19 protein-coding genes are annotated in these 16,671 nt (G+C 69.6%); 3 read left to right on the top strand and 16 right to left on the bottom strand.

Annotated elements, in window-relative coordinates; all coding sequences use genetic code 11:
* Positions 1–14 precede the first annotated feature (14 nt).
* The 5 genes from D5R93_RS13035 to fbaA all read right to left on the bottom strand — a co-directional run bounded on the left by D5R93_RS13035 (position 15) and on the right by fbaA (position 4,980).
* A complete protein-coding gene (locus D5R93_RS13035) occupies positions 15–635 on the bottom strand; it encodes a hypothetical protein (protein WP_162933766.1) in 621 nt (206 codons plus the stop codon).
* Positions 632–1,246: a hypothetical protein gene (locus tag D5R93_RS01690; protein ID WP_120203410.1), complete on the bottom strand. Its 615-nt coding sequence runs from the start codon at positions 1,244–1,246 to the stop codon at positions 632–634. Before D5R93_RS01690 ends, D5R93_RS13035 begins: the two co-directional genes overlap by 4 nt.
* Before the next feature lie 37 nt (positions 1,247–1,283).
* Entirely contained in the window at positions 1,284–3,326 is a 2,043-nt protein-coding gene (locus D5R93_RS14435; protein WP_120203407.1) for a glycoside hydrolase domain-containing protein, read from the bottom strand.
* Between the two features lie 3 nt (positions 3,327–3,329).
* Entirely contained in the window at positions 3,330–3,644 is a 315-nt protein-coding gene (locus D5R93_RS01680; protein WP_162933765.1) for a hypothetical protein, read from the bottom strand.
* Between the two features lie 286 nt (positions 3,645–3,930).
* Positions 3,931–4,980, bottom strand: coding sequence for a class II fructose-bisphosphate aldolase (fbaA, locus tag D5R93_RS01675; protein ID WP_119836277.1), 1,050 nt, complete (start codon positions 4,978–4,980; stop codon positions 3,931–3,933).
* 355 nt (positions 4,981–5,335) lie between these two features.
* On the opposite strand from fbaA, the gene D5R93_RS01670 reads away from it, so the two are divergent.
* Positions 5,336–5,773 carry an Hsp20/alpha crystallin family protein gene (locus D5R93_RS01670; protein ID WP_119836276.1) on the top strand — a complete coding sequence of 146 codons (438 nt, stop codon included), beginning with the start codon at positions 5,336–5,338 and terminating at the stop codon, positions 5,771–5,773.
* Positions 5,774–6,015: 242 nt separating this feature from the next.
* Here the strand turns inward: D5R93_RS01670 and D5R93_RS01665 are convergent, their stop codons facing one another.
* From D5R93_RS01665 to D5R93_RS01630, 8 genes are all read right to left on the bottom strand, one after another.
* Positions 6,016–6,693, bottom strand: coding sequence for a TrmH family RNA methyltransferase (locus D5R93_RS01665; protein WP_119836275.1), 678 nt, complete (start codon positions 6,691–6,693; stop codon positions 6,016–6,018).
* 57 nt (positions 6,694–6,750) lie between these two features.
* On the bottom strand, positions 6,751–7,092 hold the full coding sequence (locus tag D5R93_RS01660) for a hypothetical protein (RefSeq protein WP_120203402.1): 342 nt from the start codon (positions 7,090–7,092) through the stop codon (positions 6,751–6,753).
* Positions 7,093–7,109: 17 nt separating this feature from the next.
* Positions 7,110–7,343 carry a hypothetical protein gene (locus tag D5R93_RS01655; protein ID WP_120203400.1) on the bottom strand — a complete coding sequence of 78 codons (234 nt, stop codon included), beginning with the start codon at positions 7,341–7,343 and terminating at the stop codon, positions 7,110–7,112.
* Between the two features lie 2 nt (positions 7,344–7,345).
* Positions 7,346–8,095 carry an ImmA/IrrE family metallo-endopeptidase gene (locus D5R93_RS01650; RefSeq protein WP_120203397.1) on the bottom strand — a complete coding sequence of 250 codons (750 nt, stop codon included), beginning with the start codon at positions 8,093–8,095 and terminating at the stop codon, positions 7,346–7,348.
* Positions 8,092–8,421 (bottom strand): helix-turn-helix domain-containing protein, encoded by a 330-nt coding sequence (locus D5R93_RS01645; protein ID WP_120203395.1) that lies wholly within the window; start codon positions 8,419–8,421, stop codon positions 8,092–8,094. The genes D5R93_RS01650 and D5R93_RS01645 overlap by 4 nt, the downstream gene beginning before the upstream one ends.
* Positions 8,422–8,598: 177 nt before the next feature.
* Entirely contained in the window at positions 8,599–9,168 is a 570-nt protein-coding gene (pyrE, locus tag D5R93_RS01640) for an orotate phosphoribosyltransferase (RefSeq protein WP_119836271.1), read from the bottom strand.
* A 151-nt stretch (positions 9,169–9,319) separates the two neighbouring features.
* Positions 9,320–9,817, bottom strand: coding sequence for a thiol peroxidase (gene tpx / locus D5R93_RS01635; protein WP_119836270.1), 498 nt, complete (start codon positions 9,815–9,817; stop codon positions 9,320–9,322).
* A gap of 48 nt (positions 9,818–9,865) precedes the next feature.
* Positions 9,866–10,726 carry an SDR family NAD(P)-dependent oxidoreductase gene (locus D5R93_RS01630; RefSeq protein ID WP_119836269.1) on the bottom strand — a complete coding sequence of 287 codons (861 nt, stop codon included), beginning with the start codon at positions 10,724–10,726 and terminating at the stop codon, positions 9,866–9,868.
* 124 nt (positions 10,727–10,850) lie between these two features.
* Between D5R93_RS01630 and D5R93_RS01625 the strand changes: the two genes are divergently transcribed.
* A complete protein-coding gene (locus tag D5R93_RS01625; RefSeq protein ID WP_119836268.1) occupies positions 10,851–11,792 on the top strand; it encodes an exodeoxyribonuclease III in 942 nt (313 codons plus the stop codon).
* 41 nt (positions 11,793–11,833) lie between these two features.
* Here D5R93_RS01625 and D5R93_RS01620 read toward each other — a convergent pair whose 3' ends face one another.
* The 3 genes from D5R93_RS01620 to D5R93_RS01610 all read right to left on the bottom strand — a co-directional run bounded on the left by D5R93_RS01620 (position 11,834) and on the right by D5R93_RS01610 (position 15,050).
* Positions 11,834–12,919 (bottom strand): XRE family transcriptional regulator, encoded by a 1,086-nt coding sequence (locus D5R93_RS01620; RefSeq protein ID WP_120203392.1) that lies wholly within the window; start codon positions 12,917–12,919, stop codon positions 11,834–11,836.
* 2 nt (positions 12,920–12,921) lie between these two features.
* Positions 12,922–13,641 (bottom strand): hypothetical protein, encoded by a 720-nt coding sequence (locus D5R93_RS01615; RefSeq protein ID WP_162933763.1) that lies wholly within the window; start codon positions 13,639–13,641, stop codon positions 12,922–12,924.
* Positions 13,642–13,982: 341 nt separating this feature from the next.
* Positions 13,983–15,050, bottom strand: coding sequence for a serine hydrolase domain-containing protein (locus D5R93_RS01610; protein WP_243106875.1), 1,068 nt, complete (start codon positions 15,048–15,050; stop codon positions 13,983–13,985).
* Between the two features lie 383 nt (positions 15,051–15,433).
* Between D5R93_RS01610 and D5R93_RS01605 the strand changes: the two genes are divergently transcribed.
* Positions 15,434–16,519: an NAD(P)-dependent alcohol dehydrogenase gene (locus tag D5R93_RS01605; RefSeq protein WP_119836264.1), complete on the top strand. Its 1,086-nt coding sequence runs from the start codon at positions 15,434–15,436 to the stop codon at positions 16,517–16,519.
* The last annotated feature ends 152 nt before the right edge of the window (positions 16,520–16,671 follow it).

The following is a 16,671-nucleotide window of genomic DNA, read 5'->3' as shown; positions in this document are numbered from 1 at the left end:
CACCGCAGAAGACCTCACGGGGCAGCCCCTTGCCAGGGCGGGGGACCCTGGAGGAAGGGCAGCACCCACGGCTGCCACACCAGGGCCAGCAGAAGCATCAGACCCACGAACACCACCCCCGGGACCACCCGACGCACCCACACCCCCACACGACCAGCCCACCACCCCAGCAGCACCACGACCACCAGGGCCACCAGCATCGGCATCCCCACCACCACCGCCTGCCAGTACAGCGGCCAGCACCCCTCGTAGGTACAGTCCCGGTTCTCGGGATGCATGAACTGGATACCCTGAGAGACATAGGCGCACGCCGCCCACCAGAAGGCAGTCGAGCAAGCCACCACAATGGCCCACCAGTCGCGGACACGATATCGGACGGCTCCGGCACTCAGACCAAGACCCACACCAAACAGCACCGTCCAGCCCAGCCACCCAGGCGTCCACAGCCTGTTATGAGTTCCCATCAGATGCCGTGTCTCCACCGGCCAGTCAGAGAACACGTACCCGAACCTGGCGTTGACAAGACCCACCCAGCAGGCCACGCACCATGGTGCTACCGCTGAGGCCACGACCAGCAGGTCGTGGGCCGCCGTCCTCAGCAGCTGCGCCAGCCGCCACGCCGCAGGAGACCTCACGGGGCGGCCCCCTGCCAGGGCGGGGGCCCCTGGAGGAAGGGCAGCACCCACGGCTCCCACACCAGGGCCAGCAGAAACATCAGACCCACGAACACCAATCCGGGGACCACCCGACGCACCCACACCCCCACACGACCAGCCCACCACCCCAGCACTATCACCACCACCAGGGTCACAGCCATCGGAGCAGACACCACCACCGCCTGCCAGTACAGCGGCCAGCACCCCTCGTACAGGCACGGATCGTGGTCCGGCAGCGCAAACTGAAGATTCTCGCCAAAGTGCATCAGCGCAGCCCCGAACAGCAGCGACCAGCAGGCCACCGTAATCGCCCACGCATCACGCCCCTGGTGACGCACCGCCCCCGCGCTCAGACCAAAACCAGCACCAAAGAAGACAGTCCACCACAGCCACCCAGGCGTCCACAAGGACTGCGACGCGTCCCTGCGACTCCGCCACTCCTCTGAGCTAATAGCCATAACATAGTCGAACCCAGCAAAGTGACCCCACAGCCAGAGCACGGCGCAGGTCGGAACCACCAGCGAGGCCACCACCAGCAGGTCACGGGCCGCCCTCCCCAGGAACCGCGCCAGCCACCGCCCCACAGGCATCACGCCACCACCCCTCCAGGTCGGTGCACCAGGGCGCTCACGCCGTCAGCCTCTCCAGCGCCTGGGCAAAGAGCTCGCCGCAGATCCGAGCCTGCTCCGCAGTCGGCACCGTTTCAGCCCCGGCACCTCCCCTCAACCGATCGCCTGTCAAAGGAAAATTGACCCCACCAGCGTCTATCCCGTCCACCATGGCGGAGAACATGCTGACCACGTTCTGCGGCGAGCTGTCGAAGCGCCCGGAGTAGAAGGCCCGCAGACGCTCCTGCTGCGACATGGCGAGCTGGGTGCGCAAGGTGTCCGACGTCCGTGCCGGGCTGGGCTCGGCCAGGCCCACCACCGTCAGCCAGGCGTCGGCGTCAGCCACCAGGTCCGCCACCCCGAAGCCGGAGTCCACCCCCTCCACCGCGAGCCTGGCCCGCATCCAGGTCTCCTGGTCCTCTCCGTTATCATCGTCTTGCCACTGACCGAAGAGCTGGTAGAGGTCAAGCATCCACCCGCCCAGGTCCCCCAGCCCGTAGGTGGTGGGATCGGAGGAGCCAGGCCAGGTCACATACCCCATGGCCGCAGCCGCCCAGTGGGCGACGTCCGTGGTGACGGCCGGCCTGGAGCCCATGACGGAGGTCAGCCTCCCCTCGCACAGGATCCTGGCAGCAGCCAGCCCCGCGTCGTCGTCGGTGTCAGGGGTGTAGACCATCCACATGCCGCTGGCGGCGGCGTACCAGTAGTCCGGCTTGCGCAGCCACCCCAGGACGAAGGAGCCCACCATGGGCAGGTACCGCCTCAGGTCCGTCAGGTCCGGGGTCCGTGCCTGGGTCAGCGCCAGCTCGCAGACCACCTCGGCCCGCACGAACCACTCGAACAGGACGTGGAAGCCGGTCTCAGTCGCAGCACCGTCCACCTCCAGCGGCGGGGAGACCACCCCCGCCAGGTCAACCGCCTCCGCCCGCCGGGACACCACCACGTGGTCCACCGGGGTGGCCCTACCCCCCAGGTCCTCACTGACCTCCACGATCTGGTTGTAGTGCCACCCCTGCGGCATGGGGAAGCCCATGTTCCCGGAGAACCCGGTGGACATCCCCAGGACGTAGGCGGCCACCGCGTAGTCCTGGGCCATGACCAGGCGGCACACGTTGCGCGTGGCGTAGACCCCCACCCGGAACCGGTAGGAGTCCACCTCCCCCATCACCTCGTTGACACCCCGGAAGAAGTCCATGACCGGCCCCACCACGGCGTCGCCGACCGGGTCGAAGTCCACGGTGAAGTAGATGATGCTGTCTGCGGGCAGCCCCAGCACGCGTCCGCGCTCCAGGGCCTCCTGCCCCTGGGTGCGCCCCTCCTCGTAGGTCATGTGGGAGACGTCGTTGTTCCAGCGCTGGTGAATCGGCACCAGCCTCAGACCCGCGCTGCGCAGCGCGTCCAGCTCGGGCCCGGTGATGAACTTGCCCGACCCCACAGTATACCTGCCCGCGTGGGTGTAGCCGCGGTCTGCCGCGCCCTGCGCCCGGCCGCCCAGCAGCTGGGCGCTGGTGTCAAAACCCTTGGTGGCCACGCTGGTGTCACCGCTGGACACCAGCAGGCTGCACCAGGTGGTGTAGTCGCCCGCGCCCGTCTCCGGGATCTCCATGAAGGACTGGAACACCCGGACCACCGCCTCCGTGCCCGCACCGAAGGAGGAGGCCAGGGACACGTCGTACCCGTTGAGGATCATCGCCGCATGGAAGAGCCGGACGAACCGCGTCGCCCCGTCGGTGCTGCCGCTCCTCACCTGCGCCGAGCCCCTCAGGCCGGAGCGCGTGCCCTCCCCGAAGTTGCCGTTGGCCTCCCCGTCAGCCATCCCCATCTCGAACTGGAGCGCCATCAGCAGGGCTGTCTGCACCTGGCGGGAGTGGACACCGTCGCAGGGCACCAGGGCGAAGTCCCGGCGCCCCGCATAGGTCCCGTTGAGCCACTGCTGGACCTGGCGCACCTGGGGCACCCCGCCGTAGTCCTCCAGCACGTCGTAGGCGTCCATGGACAGCAGGGAGGCCATGAGCTTGACGTCCACGTAGCTGCCTCCGCCCAGGCCCAGGTCCTCACGCACCCGCTACACGGAAGGGACCATGGCGCCATAGGTGACCGTGACCAGGTCGTCCAGGATGACGCCGGTGCGGCCCTTGCACCACAGGGCACCGCTGAGGACACGCAGGATGTTCTCAGACACGGTGGCCTGGGAGTCGATCCGGCCCACCCGCTCCTGGAATGCGGCCGTCGTCGCCGGGCCGAAGCCGGACGACAGCGGGGAAACGCCCAGCTCGTGCTGGAGGGCGCGGCGCAGCCCGTAGATCGTCGCCCACCCCGTCTGCCCGTCCTGCTCCAGGGGCACCCACCCGTGACGCCGGAGTAGGTCTCGTTCAGCCACCTCTGGGTGCCGAACACCTGCGGGTCAAACATGCCTCGCCCTCCTTGGACGCACAGGGACCCGCGCTCCTACGGCGCGGACGCTCACGACTACGGGGAACCGTGAGCGCCCTCACCGTATCAAAAAGGTGTCCCTGAAGGAAGACCCGGAGGACAGCCCTGACCCGTCCGCGCCCAGCCGACAATGGTCCGGCAAGGGACCCAGACCACGACGTCGGCCCCGGCACCACAGGGGTACCGGGGCCGAGCCTCAGCGCCTCACCGGCGCCGCAGCAGCGTCATCAGGCTCAGCGCCTGGCCGAGCCCACCGAGCCCAGGCGCTCGCAGGCCTCCACCACGCGGGCGGCCATGCCCTCCTCAGCGGCCTTGCCCCAGGCGCGCGGGTCGTAGGTCTTCTTGTTGCCGACCTCGCCGTCGATCTTGAGGACGCCGTCGTAGTTCTTGAGCATCCAGTCCGCCACGGGGCGGGTGTAGGCGTACTGGGTGTCGGTGTCCACGTTCATCTTGATGACGCCGTTGCGCACCGCGGTGGCGATCTCCTCATCGGTGGAGCCGGAGCCGCCGTGCATGACCAGGTCGAAGGGCGAGCTGGTGTCACCCACCTTGGTGGACAGGCGCTCGCCCAGCCGTGCTGCGACGTCGTCCTGGATCTCGCCCAGGATCTCGGGGCGGAGCTTGACGAAGCCCGGCTTGTAGGAGCCGTGGACGTTGCCGAAGGTCAGGGCGGTGATGTAGCGGCCGTTCTCACCCAGGCCCAGGGCCTCAATGGCGCGCCAGGCGTCGTCGGCGGTGGTGTAGAGGTTGGCGTTCTCCTCCCCCTTGATGCCGTCCTCCTCGCCGCCGACGGCGCCGATCTCGATCTCCAGGACGGTGTTGGCGGCCTTGGCGCGCGCCAGCATGTCCACGGCGATCTCGATGTTGTCGTCCAGGGACTCCGCCGAGCCGTCCCACATGTGGGAGTTGAACATCGGCACCTCACCCCGCTTGACCTGCTCGGCCTCCATCTCCAGCAGCGGGAGGATCCAGGGCTCCAGCATCTTCTTGGGGCAGTGGTCGGTGTGGAGGCCGATGGTCACGGGGTACAGGTCACCCACCGCACGGGCGTAGGCGGCAAAGGCGACAGAACCCTTGACGCGGTCCGCCCGGGAGGAGCCGGACCAGTAGGCCGCACCACCGTTGGAGATCTGGACGATGCCGTCAGACTCGGCGTCAGCGAAGCCCTTGAGGGCGGCGGACAGGGTCTGGGACGAGGTGACGTTGATCGCGGGGATCGCGTACTTGCCGGCCTTGGCGCGGTCAAGCATGTCTGCGTAGGACTCCGGGGTCGCGATGGCCACTGGTGCCTCCTTGAGGTGAGTGATGTGTCAGTGGTACAGGACTGATTCTTCCACGACTTGGCGTCGAGGTGTAGCAGATGATGGTCCCAGGTGCAGCGCGTGAGCTCGGGGATGGCGTCTGCCGCCCCGAGCCGCCCCACCCGTCTACGTGCTGCCCGGCAGGCTGAGGTTCCTGCGCCGGGCCTCGAGCTGCGGCCTTGAACCGAGACCTTCGCTGACGGCGACAACTGTCAGCGCAACCGTACCGACCGCGCGAGAATATAAGGCACAACCACATGGGGCCTCCCGGGCGACCGCCGCCCGCCCCGCCCCAGGCCCGGACCGTCCGGGCCCCTGACTACTGGAGGTGGCTGACATGGCACCAACACCCTTTGACACCTTCCGTGACCTGGACCGCTGGCTGACCAACGGCCCGGTCCGTACGCCCGCGTCCGTGGGCCTTCCCCTGGACCTGTACCGCGAGGGCGAGCACTTTGTTGCCCGCATCGACCTGCCCGGGGTCGACCCGTCCACGATTGACGTCGACGTCGAGGAGCGCACCCTGACCATCCGTGCCGAGCGTCCCGCCAACACGGCCAAGGACATCCAGTGGCTGGCCCACGAGCGTCCCTCCGGGACCTTCGCCCGCCAGCTCACGCTGGGCTACGGGCTGGCCCTGGACCGGATCTCCGCGGAGTACGCCGACGGCGTCCTGACCCTGACGATCCCGGTGGCCGAGGAGGCCAAGCCTCGCAAGATCGAGGTCACCCACGCCTCGCCCGACCACCGGGTCATTGAGGCCGACCAGGCGTGAGCACCGGCCCCTCGGGGCCCTGGGAGACGTGTGGGAGTCGGCGACGGGGCCGACCTGACCAGGTCGGCCCCGCAGGACCACGGGAGCCCTGGCCCCCGGGACCTGCACCCCCCAGGACCTGCACTCCCCCGGGACCTGAATTCGCTTGACGCGAAGCAGGTGGAACACCGTGTGATAGTGACCTGGGGCTCACCTTTCACTCTGACGACCCGTAGCGACAAAGCGCAAAGCGCGCAGTGGCCCTAGTCCGGTGCGGGCCCGGCGTGCTGGAGGACCCAGGCGTGCATAGCAACTGCCGCAGCCGCGGCCACGTTGATGGAGCGGGTGGATCCGTACTGGCCGATGCGCAGCAGCCGGGAGCAGCTCTCCTGCAGCCCGGGGCTGATCCCCTCCCCCTCGGAGCCGAACACCATGAGGCAGTGCCGGGGCAGGGCGGCCCGCTCCAGCAGCCCCGCCCCGGGGCCGTTGTCGATACCGACCACCTCGTAGCCTTCCTCGTGTGCCCAGGCCAGGAGGTCGTCCGGCTGGGCGTGGTGGTGCACCTCCAGATAGCGGTCAGTAACCATGGCCCCGCGCCTGTTCCAGCGCCGCCGCCCGACAATGTGGACCCCGGCCACGTTGAAGGCGTTGGCACTGCGCACGATGGAGCCGATATTGAGGTCCTGGCTGACGTTCTCGATCGCGACGTGCAGCAGGTGGGCGCGCCCAGCCAGGTCGGCCCGGATCGCCTCCATGCTCCAGTAGCGGTAGCGGTCCACCACGTTGCGCCGGTCCCCCTGGGCGAGCAGGACAGGGTCGTAGCGGGGGTCATCGGGCCAGGCCTGCGGGCCACCCGGCCACGGCCCCACCCCGACCTCACGGGTGTCAGCTGGGACGTCGGGCTCGGGAGCGGGAGGCAGCACGCTACCGCAGTCTGTCATGGCCGCTGGCACTTTTCCTGTTCTGCCACACAAAGTACCTGACCGCGGGCAGGACACTCACGGCGAGCGCCCGCTCCCTCGCTTCTTGCGTAGAAGCCTTTCCACCAGCCGGTCGTAGCCCCCAGCATCCGACGGGCGGACGTGCCTGTCATTGTCACGCAAGGTGTCCAGGTAGTCGTGCACCTGTGAGCGCGTCACCCAGCCCGCCGCCTCGAAGTAGGCGAGCAGCTCTGCGGTACCGAGGCACCGGTCCACAGCATTCTCCGCATCCGCATGGGACCGGGCACCTCGATCATCAGTAACAAATATAGAACCATAGAGCTCCGGGCGCCTGCGGATGACGACGATCGTCTCTGCCTCACCGAAGTGGCTGGTAGGACCGTCGTCGGGACCGAGCATGCGGTCCCGCAGCGTCTTTATATCAACATAGTCGGCCTCGTCAGGATGAATCGGCTGTCCACAGTGACCACGAACCTGCCGGTCCGCCCCACCGAGCTCAAGAATCCTCTGACTGCGACGCTACTCGTGCTCACTGGACGCGCACCAACGACCCCGCCCTCTGTGAAGCACTCCAGCAGGTCCACCCTGCCCAGGACCGCCATGTTGATGAGAACCGTGTTGTCAGGGAAGAAGAAGGGGATACCCGTCACGATCAGACCAGCCCGTCAAGAAGGTCAGCACAGAGCTCATCGCCCATGCTGTCAGCCTGGTCGTCGGGGCTGGCATCCTCCTCCTCGACCGGAGTACCGAGCGCCCACGCCAGGGACGCCTGGGAGGCACGGCCGGAGTCAACCGCGCTGCGCAGGTCAGTCAGCAGCCTAAGGGGAAACCTTCGTCGTGCACTCAGGGCCATCCGCTCCGTCACGTCCTGGGCAGACGCCACCGCTGGCGAAAGGTGCTCCGTGATGAGCTTCTGAGTGGTGAGCTGGAGGGCCGCCGCCCCTTGCTCTGGCACATTGAGGCGCAGGTAGCGCAACCGGGTGCGCAGGGCCTGGGTGGACACGCCCAGCCCCCAGACCCGCTGCGCGAGGACGGCAGGGGTGACCGCCCAGTCGAGAGCACGCATATGCTCAGCCGGCATCAGCAGCTCAGCGGCGAAGGCGTTTGCCCTGTTCTCCGCGTGCTGGGCAGCGGCCTCACCCGGGGCAGGCGAGGTACCAAGGACAATATGGCCCAACTCGTGAGCGAGGGTGAAGTTGCTGCGGAACCACTGGTTGGTTGCGCGCAGGACGATGACGTCGTAGTCCCCCAGCCGGAGCGAGTACCCGGGATTTGACAGCGGGATGACGACGACGTCGACCCCCAGGCACTCCTCAACACGGTTCGCGAAGTCCGGCACAAACCCCTCACCCAGGAGCTGGCGCACCCCGTCCGGTGTCACGCGACCGGCGACATGGCTCATGCAGCGTAGGCCTGGCGGTAGAGGAGCGCAACAGCTTCTAGAGCCTTCTGGTCATCTTGCGGGTCGCAGGAGTAGGTCCTGGACATGTTGTCGTAGCTGTGCCGGGCAACCACGCGCACCTCGAAGGGATCCTCCTCACCGGTGACCAGCCAGTGCATGGACACGCCGAGGCGCTCAGCGACCTCAGCCAACTCCAGCGCCGCAAAGGTGCGCGTACCTGCAAGAGACTTCGACAGAGCGGACTCACTGAGACCGACGGACCGCGCCAGAGCGGCCTGCGTCAGCCCACTCCCGCGCAGCGCCTCCCTCACCCGCGTTCCGATCATGCTCACAGGTCCAGTCTACGCGGATCTTGCTATAATCGAAAGACCCGCGTCAGAGGGAACCACCACTGGGGAATCACCGGGGAGCCCTGCGGACCTGCCCGTGGACGGCAAAGCGGCTACCGGGTCACGAGCGACGAGTCCAACCAGGCACCGTAGGCGATGAAGACTCCGCCCGGTTCATCCGAGCCCCAGGTCCTCCAGACCCAGGGCCGCGTGGTAGGGCAGGCCCGCAGCCTCGATGCGCTCGCGCGCCCCGGTGGAGCGGTCCACCACCACGGCCACGGCCTGAACGTCGGCGTCAGCCTCACGCAGAGCCTCGACAGCCTCCAGCGGGGAGCCCCCGGTGGTGGAGGTGTCCTCCAGGACCACTACGCGTCGACCAGCCACCTGCGGCCCTTCGATCCGGCGCCGCATACCGTGGTCCTTGGCAGCCTTGCGCACTACGAAGGCGTCCAGGTCCAGGCCGCGCGACGCCGCCGCGTGCAGCATGGCGGCTGCCACCGGGTCCGCCCCCATAGTCAGTCCGCCGACGGCGTCGACCTCCTCCGGCCCCAGCCCCGCCTCCTCCAGCATGTCCAGCATGACGTGCCCGATGAGCGGGGCCGCCTCGTGGTGGAGGGTGGCGCGGCGCATGTCCACGTAGAAGTCCGACTCAAGCCCGGAGGCCAGGGTGACCCTTCCTCGGACCACAGCCAGCTCGTTGACAAGCCCGGCCAGGCGGGTGATGTGGGAGTCGTTGGTGCTCACGCCCCGGAGTCTAGCCGCTGCGGCCCAGGACGCTGGCAGCACCGGGCGCAGCCCGCTACCACCCGCCACGACTCGGCTCGTAACGGCACCAGGAGGCAGCGCGCAGTACCGCCCCGCTCAGGCAGGTCCTGCCCGGGCGAGGCAGCCTTGTTCAGGCCAGGACGGCGACCGCGGCGTCGTAGTCCGGCTCAGTGCGGATCTCCGGCACCTGCTGGGCGTGAAGGACTGTGCCATCAGCGTCCAGGACCACCACGGAGCGCGACAGCAGCCCAGCCATGGGGCCGTCCGCCATAGTCACGCCGTAGTCCGTGCCAAAGGTGGAGCGGAACGAGGATCCGGTGACCACGTTGTCCAGACCCTCGGCGCCGCAGAAGCGGGCGGCGGCGAAGGGGAGGTCGGCCGAGACGCAGACGACGGTCGTGTTGTCCAGCCCGGAGGCGAGCGCGTTGAACTGGCGGACGGAGGTAGCGCACACACCCGTGTCCACCGAGGGGAAGATGTTGAGGACCACGCGGCGTCCTGCGAGGGACTGGCTGGACACAGGCCCCAGGTCCGCACCGACCAGCTCAAAGTCCGGGGCCTGGGTGCCCACGGCAGGAAGGTCACCGACGGTGCTGACGGGGTCTCCTTGGAGAGTAATGGAAGCCATGGGACAACGGTCCCAGGTTCTCGGCAGACACGCTAGGGAGTGGCCGGCCTATTCCGCTGGCTGCGTAGGAGGCGCGGCGCCGGCAGACGCGGAGCGGGAGGTCCCCGCCACCCGCCGCACGAACCAGCGGGGCGCGGTGCGCAGCAGGGCGCTGGCACTGCGGTAGCGCAAGCTCGGGGTGCAGATCACCTGGCCTCGACGCACCGCCGCCAGGCCCTCAGCCGCCACACGCTCGGCGTCCAGCCACACCGGCCCCCTCCAGGTGGACTCGTCCACCCCGGCGGCAGCGTGGAAGCCGGTACGGACCAGACCGGGGCACAGCGCCGTGGCGGTGACACCGGTGCCCTCCAGCTCGCTGGCCAGGCCCTCGGTAAAGCTGAGGACCCAGGCCTTGTGGGCGGCGTAGGTCCCCATGGCGGTGCGCGCCGTCATTGAGGAGACGTTGAGGATCGCTCCGTGGCCGCGTGCGGCCATGGCCTCGGCAGCCGCGTGGGACAGGACGAGGACCGCGCGGACCATGACGTCCAGCGCCCGCTCCTCGCGGGCCAGGTCCCCGCCGACGAAGGACTGCCCCAGGCCAAAACCCGCGTTGTTGACCAGCAGGTCCACGGGCCGGGAGGCCACCTGCTCAGCGGTATGTGGGGCCGAGGCATCGCCAGGCCCGCTGGGAGCCGACTGTCCTCCTTGGCGTAAGCGTGTCGCCACCCGGGCGCAGTCCTCAGGCACTGCCAGGTCGGCGGCCAGCACCTGGGCGCCGACACCCGCGATCTGGTGAAGCTCGTCGGCAAGGTGGCGCAGCCGCTGCTCGTCACGGGCGATGAGGACCAGGTCGTGGTGGGCCTGGGCGAGCTGCCAGGCAAACTCTAGGCCGAGCCCGCTGGTGGCGCCGGTGACAAGTGCGGTTCCCATGGGGCCAGGCTAGCGCGCCTCGGGGCAGCGACCGTCGGGCAGCTCCGGTGCCCGATCAGGTGCTGAAGGCTCAGGCCGCCAGTCACGACCGCAGCATCGAGTCGGCAACCGGTACCCTGCCCGTATGCGTCTTGCTACCTGGAACGTCAACTCCGTCCGCACCCGGGTCGAGCGAGTCACCGCCTTCCTGGAGCGCGAGGACATCGACGTGCTGGCCATGCAGGAGATCAAGTGCCGACCTGACCAGTTCCCGTACCAGGCCCTTGAGGCTGCCGGGTACGAGGTAGCGGTCCACGGCCTGGACCAGTGGAACGGGGTGGCGGTAGCCTCCCGCGTCGGGCTGTCAGATGTCGCGACCTCGTTCCCTGGCCAGCCGGGCTGGGTCCGCCAGGAGGGCCAGGAGCCCGTGGTGGAGGCCCGGGCTCTGGGAGTAACGGTCGGCGGGCAGGCGGCGGTCGGCGGCGGGCTGGCAGAGAACAGCGATATGCAGACACCAGCCAGCAGCGGGCAGGAGGACAGTGCCGCCCTGCCAGCAGGGGACACCACCGGCTCCCCAGGTGACGGCCCGGGCACGACGACCAGGACCGCGCCGCTGCGGCTGTGGAGCCTGTACGTGCCCAACGGCCGTGAACTGGACCACCCCCACTACCGCTACAAGCTGGACTGGCTGGCCGCGCTGCGCCAGGCCGCTGTCGGCTGGCTGGAGGCAGACCCAGGCCTGGCACTGGCACTGGTGGGCGACTGGAACGTCGCCCCGCGCGACGAGGACGTCTGGGACGTCACTGCCTTCGACGGCGCCACGCACGTGTCGGCACCGGAGCGGGAGGCCTTCGCCGCCTTCGAGTCGGTCGGCCTGAGCGAGGTGACGCGGGAGCGGGTCACCAACTACACCTACTGGGACTACCAGAAGCTGCGATTCCCCCGCAACGAGGGGATGCGTATCGACTTCGTCTACGCCTCACCCGCCCTGGCCTCCCGGGTCGGCGGTGCCGCCATCGACCGCGACGAGCGCAAGGGCAAGGGCGCCAGCGACCACGTGCCTGTCATCGTGGACCTGGAGGGGTAGGCGAGGTGCCGCCTACGGGGTCATGCGCACCACCGGCGGCCTCAGCCGGGGACGAGGGACAGGGCCTGGCCCAGCATGAAGGCGGCGACGTCGTCAGGGTGCTGCCCGATGGACCTGGCCCACTGCGGGACCGACTGGCCCCGCTGGCGCAGCCAGTCAAGCACGGTGCGGTAGACCCGGGACTGCTCGTAGCCGAGCCGACTCCCGGGCTCCCCGGTGGAGAAGCCCCGCGAGGCCAGCTGCGCCGACATCTGCCGGTACTCCCACTCCGACAGGCAGCCCGCGTCCCACGCGGCCCGGGCGGCCGCCACCGCGGAGGTCCCGAACCTCTCCTTGAGCCCCAGCACCGCATGCAACGACGGGCTGCGCCCCAGGACGGCGCGCACAGCAGCGCGAGGCAGGAGGAGCTCACCGGCGAAGGCGTGCGCCTCCGCCTCCACGACGCGGTCGGTGCGCTCGTCCGTGCGGGTCACCCCGCCGTGGAGCACCAGGTGGCCGATCTCGTGGGCCAGGTCGAACCGGGAGCGCTCAGCGGTCTTGTGACGCGCCAGGAAGATGTAGGGGCACCCGTCTGCGCCCCAGAAGCTGAAGGCGTCCACGTCACGCTGGGCGCGCGGGAGCCCCAGCACCCTCACACCGTGGGCCTCCGCCAGCTGGACGAGGTTGGGGGCGGGTAGCTCCCCCAGGCCCCAGACGGTCCGCAGCTCGCGCGCTGCCTCCTGCGCTTCGGTCAGCGAGAGTGGTGCGGAAGGCCCGGGCTGCGCCGCCAGTGCAGCCCCCTCCGGCAGGTCCAGCGCCGGCAGGCGGAAGTGCTGGGTCACCTCCGCGTAGAAGTCCGTACCCAGAGCCCCCAGGGCAGTGGCGACGTGCCTGAGCCGGGCAGGCGACCTCCTGCGCGCCCGGAAGAAGACGGCCTCCTCGGCCACCTCCTCCACCGGGTGGCGCTGGAGGAACGACACCGGCACCATGGTCGCGGCCGCCAGCCCCTCCGCCCGGGACGGGGGCGCGCCCTCGGACTCCCAGGTGGTGACGGTGCGCGTGCTGACGCCCGTGCGCTGGGCCAGTTCCTGCTTGGACAGGCCCGCACGCTGCCTGGCCAGGCGGACCCGGCAGGGGTGCACACCCACCCTCAGACCGCCTGGATGACAAAGTCGACGTCGTCGGAGGGCAGCGCGCCGACCTGCCCGGATGCCAGCCCGCCCAGCTCCTCAGGCGGCAAGATGATGCGGGTACGCCACCGAGTGACGACACCGTCCTCACAGGCCACCGGCAGCGACAGCTCGCTGCGCACCACGTTGTCCGAGCGGTCCCAGAAATAGAGCAGCAGCCAGGTATGCGGCAAGCGGGCCAGGTCACCGGCCGAACGGGCCGAGACGTCCAGGGCCAGCATGGTGCCAAGCACCGGCTGGTAGTGCTGGCCGTAGACGTCTGCTGCGCTGCCGCCCCCTGCCTCAGAGCCCGCGAGAAACTGGGCGTTGACGGCGACGCCGTCCACGAACACCCGGCCCCGCGCACGAGCGTTGGTGGGACGGGCACCGACCTGCCCTGTGGCGGCAGTCCCCCTGATGGCGGCAATGCTGAAGCGACCGTCGCCGCTGACCGAACGCGGCGCGTTGAGGATGTCGCGGCTGTCCCACCCCTGCTCCGCCAGGGCCTCACGCAGCGCTGCGACGGTCTTGGCCCAGTGCTGGTAGCCGAAGGCCGTGCTGGGCTCGTAGGAGGAGTGCTGGTTGACGGCTGCTTGGAGGCCTGCTGCGCACGCCCCGGTCAGCAGCTGCGGGGTCAGCCCCATCCGGGCGAGGGCCTCCTGGGCAGCAGCGCCCGTGAGGTCACCCCGCAGCTCAGCCACCGAGAAAGACTGCGGCTGCGTAGGCGCAGGCTCCTGCTGGCCCGCAGCCAGACGGTCCTGACCCTTCCGTACCACGACGGCCTCCCCTCCTCACGCTTCCGCGATGCCTGTACCCGCACGGCCCGGGCGGCCCGGGAAGCGCGCTACTCGGTCAAGTGCTCAGAACCAGAAGGTAGCACCAGCATGAGACACCATCGGGCAGCGGCTCGTCCCAGTACCGGATACAAGCCACCGCACCTAGGACGGGTCAGCGGTCGCGTCGACCCCAACCAGGCCCGAGTCCCCGAGTCCCCGAGTCCCCGAGAACACGACCTTTGGGAACACGGCCCCTGGGAACACGGTCAGAACCGCACCGAGGCCACGTCCGTCAGCCCCAGCACCTGGTCACTGAGCCTCGGCCAGACCTCCTGGTGCACCGCCCCGAACGGCTTGCTCCCCAGGAACACCGCCTGCCGACCCGCCACCGGGTCCACCCAGAGGAAGGATCCCGACTGCCCGAAGTGCCCGAAAGTCTGCGGACTGTTCGCGGCACCGGTCCAGTGCGGGTGCTTGCGCCCCCGGACCTCCAGTCCCAGCCCGAAGTCGTTGGGCGACTGGCGGCCATACCCGGGCAGGACGCCGTCGAGCCCGGGGAAGGCCGGCTGGCAGGCCTCACGCGCGAGCCCGGAAGAGATCAGCCGGGGCGCCGCCAGCTCGGCCGCGAACAGCGCCAGGTCCCGGGCGGTTCCCTCACCGGAGTGCGCGGCGGAGCCCTCCACCATGACGCTGGCCATCCCCAGCGGCTCCAGCACCGAGGTCTCCACCCACGCCGACACCGGCATGGCGGTGGCCTCCGCCAGCACCCGCCCCAGGAGCTCGTAGCCCCGGTTGGAGTAGATGCGCCGGGAGCCGGGGGCAGCCAGAAGGTCCGCGCTGTCCGGGGCGACTCCCGAGGCGTGGGCCAGCAGGTGACGGGCTGTGGGGGCGAGGCCTGTCGGGGCGAGGCGGGCGGGGTTCGCCGGAGCAGAGTCGCCCTGGAGGGGCTTGGGACCTCCCCCACCGGTCCCGGCCTGGCCTGGCTCGTGCCCGCCCGCAGCCGCTGCTGCGGCAACGGGGTCGTCGCTGACCAGGGCGTCCAGGGCAGCCAGGTCCAGGCCTGCGTCCAGGTCCAGCATGCCCCGCTCGGCCGCCACCAGGGCCGACCACGCCACGATCGGCTTGGTCACCGAGGCGAAGGGGAAGACCGTGTCCACCTCACCCGCCTCGACGAGGATACGCCCGCCCTGGGTGAGGACCAGCGCGAAGGGAAAGCCGAGGGCGTCCAGGGCAGGCAGGGCGGCCCGCGCCCCGGAGCCGGTCAGGACCGGGGAGCACGGACCTAGCGCAGGGCCGGGGGCTTGGCTGGAGGAGTCGGTCATGCCCGGATTCATGACCGGATTGTGGCACGCTCCCGACGCGGAGGCTGCCACAGCAGGCCTGCCCCCACCACCTCCGCACCCTGCGGCCGCAGTGCCTGCACACCCAGCCCGGCGGCCCCCAGCCCGGGAGCCCACCCGCGCAAGAAAGTACCAGGAGCCAGCATGGCCGCCCCTGGTCACCCTCCCCCCGGTCTGGGCACTCTTGTCCTAGCCACGGAGCGTCCACGCACGCCCGGGCTGCGGGGGTCCAGCCGCAGGCCGACGGAGGGAGCAACCCCCTGCTGCCACGAGTACCGGTCGCACGGGGGCGGCCCCGGCCGCGGCCACCCCCGCCCGTCACCGGCTCATCAACTGCACATCATCTGCTCATCACCGTCTCAACGAGGAGGACCACGATGACAACCCAGACACCTGCACCCTCGGCGACGACCGGGCCGCGCGCCGCCCTCAAGGCCGTCGTCCTGGAGCGTCAGCACGAGATCAGCGTCCGCGAGGTCCCAGGCAACCTTGTCTGCGGCCCCGGCCAGCTGCGTATCGCCCCGCACACCGTGGGCATCTGCGGCTCCGACGTCCACTACTACACCCACGGCCGGATCGGCCGCTACGTGGTCGAGGCTCCTATGATCCTGGGCCATGAGGCCTCTGGCACCGTTGTCGAAGTCGGCGAGGGCGTCACGGACTTCGCCGTCGGCGACCGCGTGGCCATGGAACCCGGTGTGCCCGACATGAGCTCGCGCGCCTCCCGCGCGGGCATGTACAACGTGGACCCGGCGGTCTCCTTCTGGGCCACGCCCCCGGTGGACGGCTGCCTGGTGGAGGAGGTCATCCACCCGGCCGCCTTCACCTACCACCTGCCCGACCAGGTCTCCTTCGGCGAGGGCGCGCTCCTGGAGCCGCTGGCCGTGGGGATGCACGCCGCGACCAAGGCCTCCATCCACCCCGGCGACGTCGCCGTGGTCACCGGCTGCGGCACGGTCGGCATGCTGACCGCCGCGGCTGCCCTGGCAGGCGGCGCCTCCACGGCCATCGTCTCCGACGTCTCCCCGGTCAAGCTGGAGATGGCCTCACAGGTTCCCGGGGTGGTTCCCGTAGACCTGCGCTCCCAGCGGCTGCTCGACGTCGTCCAGGAGCGTACCGGGGGCTGGGGCGCCGACGTCGTCTTCGAGGCCTCCGGGCACCCCTCCGCCTACGAGGACCTGTGGCAGCTGGGGGCACCAGGCAACCGCACGGTTCTGGTGGGCATCCCCGTAGACCCCGTCAGTGTCGACGTCACCGAGGTCCAGGCCCGCGAGACCACCATTGAGACAGTCTTCCGCTACGCCAACGTCTACCAGCGCGCGATCGACCTGGTCGCTGCCGGGAAGATCAACCTGACGCCCTTCATCACCGAGACCTTCCCGATGGAGCGCGCCAAGGAGGTGTTCGACCGAGTGGCCGAGGGACGTCCCGGCGACGTCAAGCTCCAGATCACCGTCGGCTGAGACAACTGGCACCGGGCGGGCAGAGGCGTCCTCACGGGACGTGCCGAATCCTCACAGGGGGATGCAGTCCTCACCGTGCGCCGAATCCTCATAGAGGACGGCATGCCGGTCGTCCTATGCGGAAACGGTTACCCTGTCAGTAAACGGTACAT

This window comes from Actinomyces lilanjuaniae, from assembly GCF_003606385.1.
Classification (GTDB): domain Bacteria; phylum Actinomycetota; class Actinomycetes; order Actinomycetales; family Actinomycetaceae; genus Actinomyces; species Actinomyces lilanjuaniae.
This window is presented reverse-complemented; position numbering and strand designations above follow the sequence as displayed.

Excerpts from the sequence above, each read along its gene's own strand:
- D5R93_RS01645 (WP_120203395.1), bottom strand. The coding sequence starts at position 8,421 with ATGATCGGAACGCGGGTGAGGGAGGCGCTGCGCGGGAGTGGGCTGACG.
- tpx (WP_119836270.1), bottom strand. The coding sequence starts at position 9,817 with ATGGCTTCCATTACTCTCCAAGGAGACCCCGTCAGCACCGTCGGTGAC.
- D5R93_RS01650 (WP_120203397.1), bottom strand. The coding sequence starts at position 8,095 with ATGAGCCATGTCGCCGGTCGCGTGACACCGGACGGGGTGCGCCAGCTC.
- D5R93_RS01670 (WP_119836276.1), top strand. The coding sequence starts at position 5,336 with ATGGCACCAACACCCTTTGACACCTTCCGTGACCTGGACCGCTGGCTG.
- D5R93_RS01610 (WP_243106875.1), bottom strand. The coding sequence starts at position 15,050 with ATGAATCCGGGCATGACCGACTCCTCCAGCCAAGCCCCCGGCCCTGCG.
- D5R93_RS01630 (WP_119836269.1), bottom strand. The coding sequence starts at position 10,726 with ATGGGAACCGCACTTGTCACCGGCGCCACCAGCGGGCTCGGCCTAGAG.
- D5R93_RS01605 (WP_119836264.1), top strand. The coding sequence starts at position 15,434 with ATGACAACCCAGACACCTGCACCCTCGGCGACGACCGGGCCGCGCGCC.
- D5R93_RS01665 (WP_119836275.1), bottom strand. The coding sequence starts at position 6,693 with ATGACAGACTGCGGTAGCGTGCTGCCTCCCGCTCCCGAGCCCGACGTC.
- D5R93_RS01690 (WP_120203410.1), bottom strand. The coding sequence starts at position 1,246 with ATGCCTGTGGGGCGGTGGCTGGCGCGGTTCCTGGGGAGGGCGGCCCGT.
- D5R93_RS01625 (WP_119836268.1), top strand. The coding sequence starts at position 10,851 with ATGCGTCTTGCTACCTGGAACGTCAACTCCGTCCGCACCCGGGTCGAG.
- D5R93_RS01660 (WP_120203402.1), bottom strand. The coding sequence starts at position 7,092 with ATGCTCGGTCCCGACGACGGTCCTACCAGCCACTTCGGTGAGGCAGAG.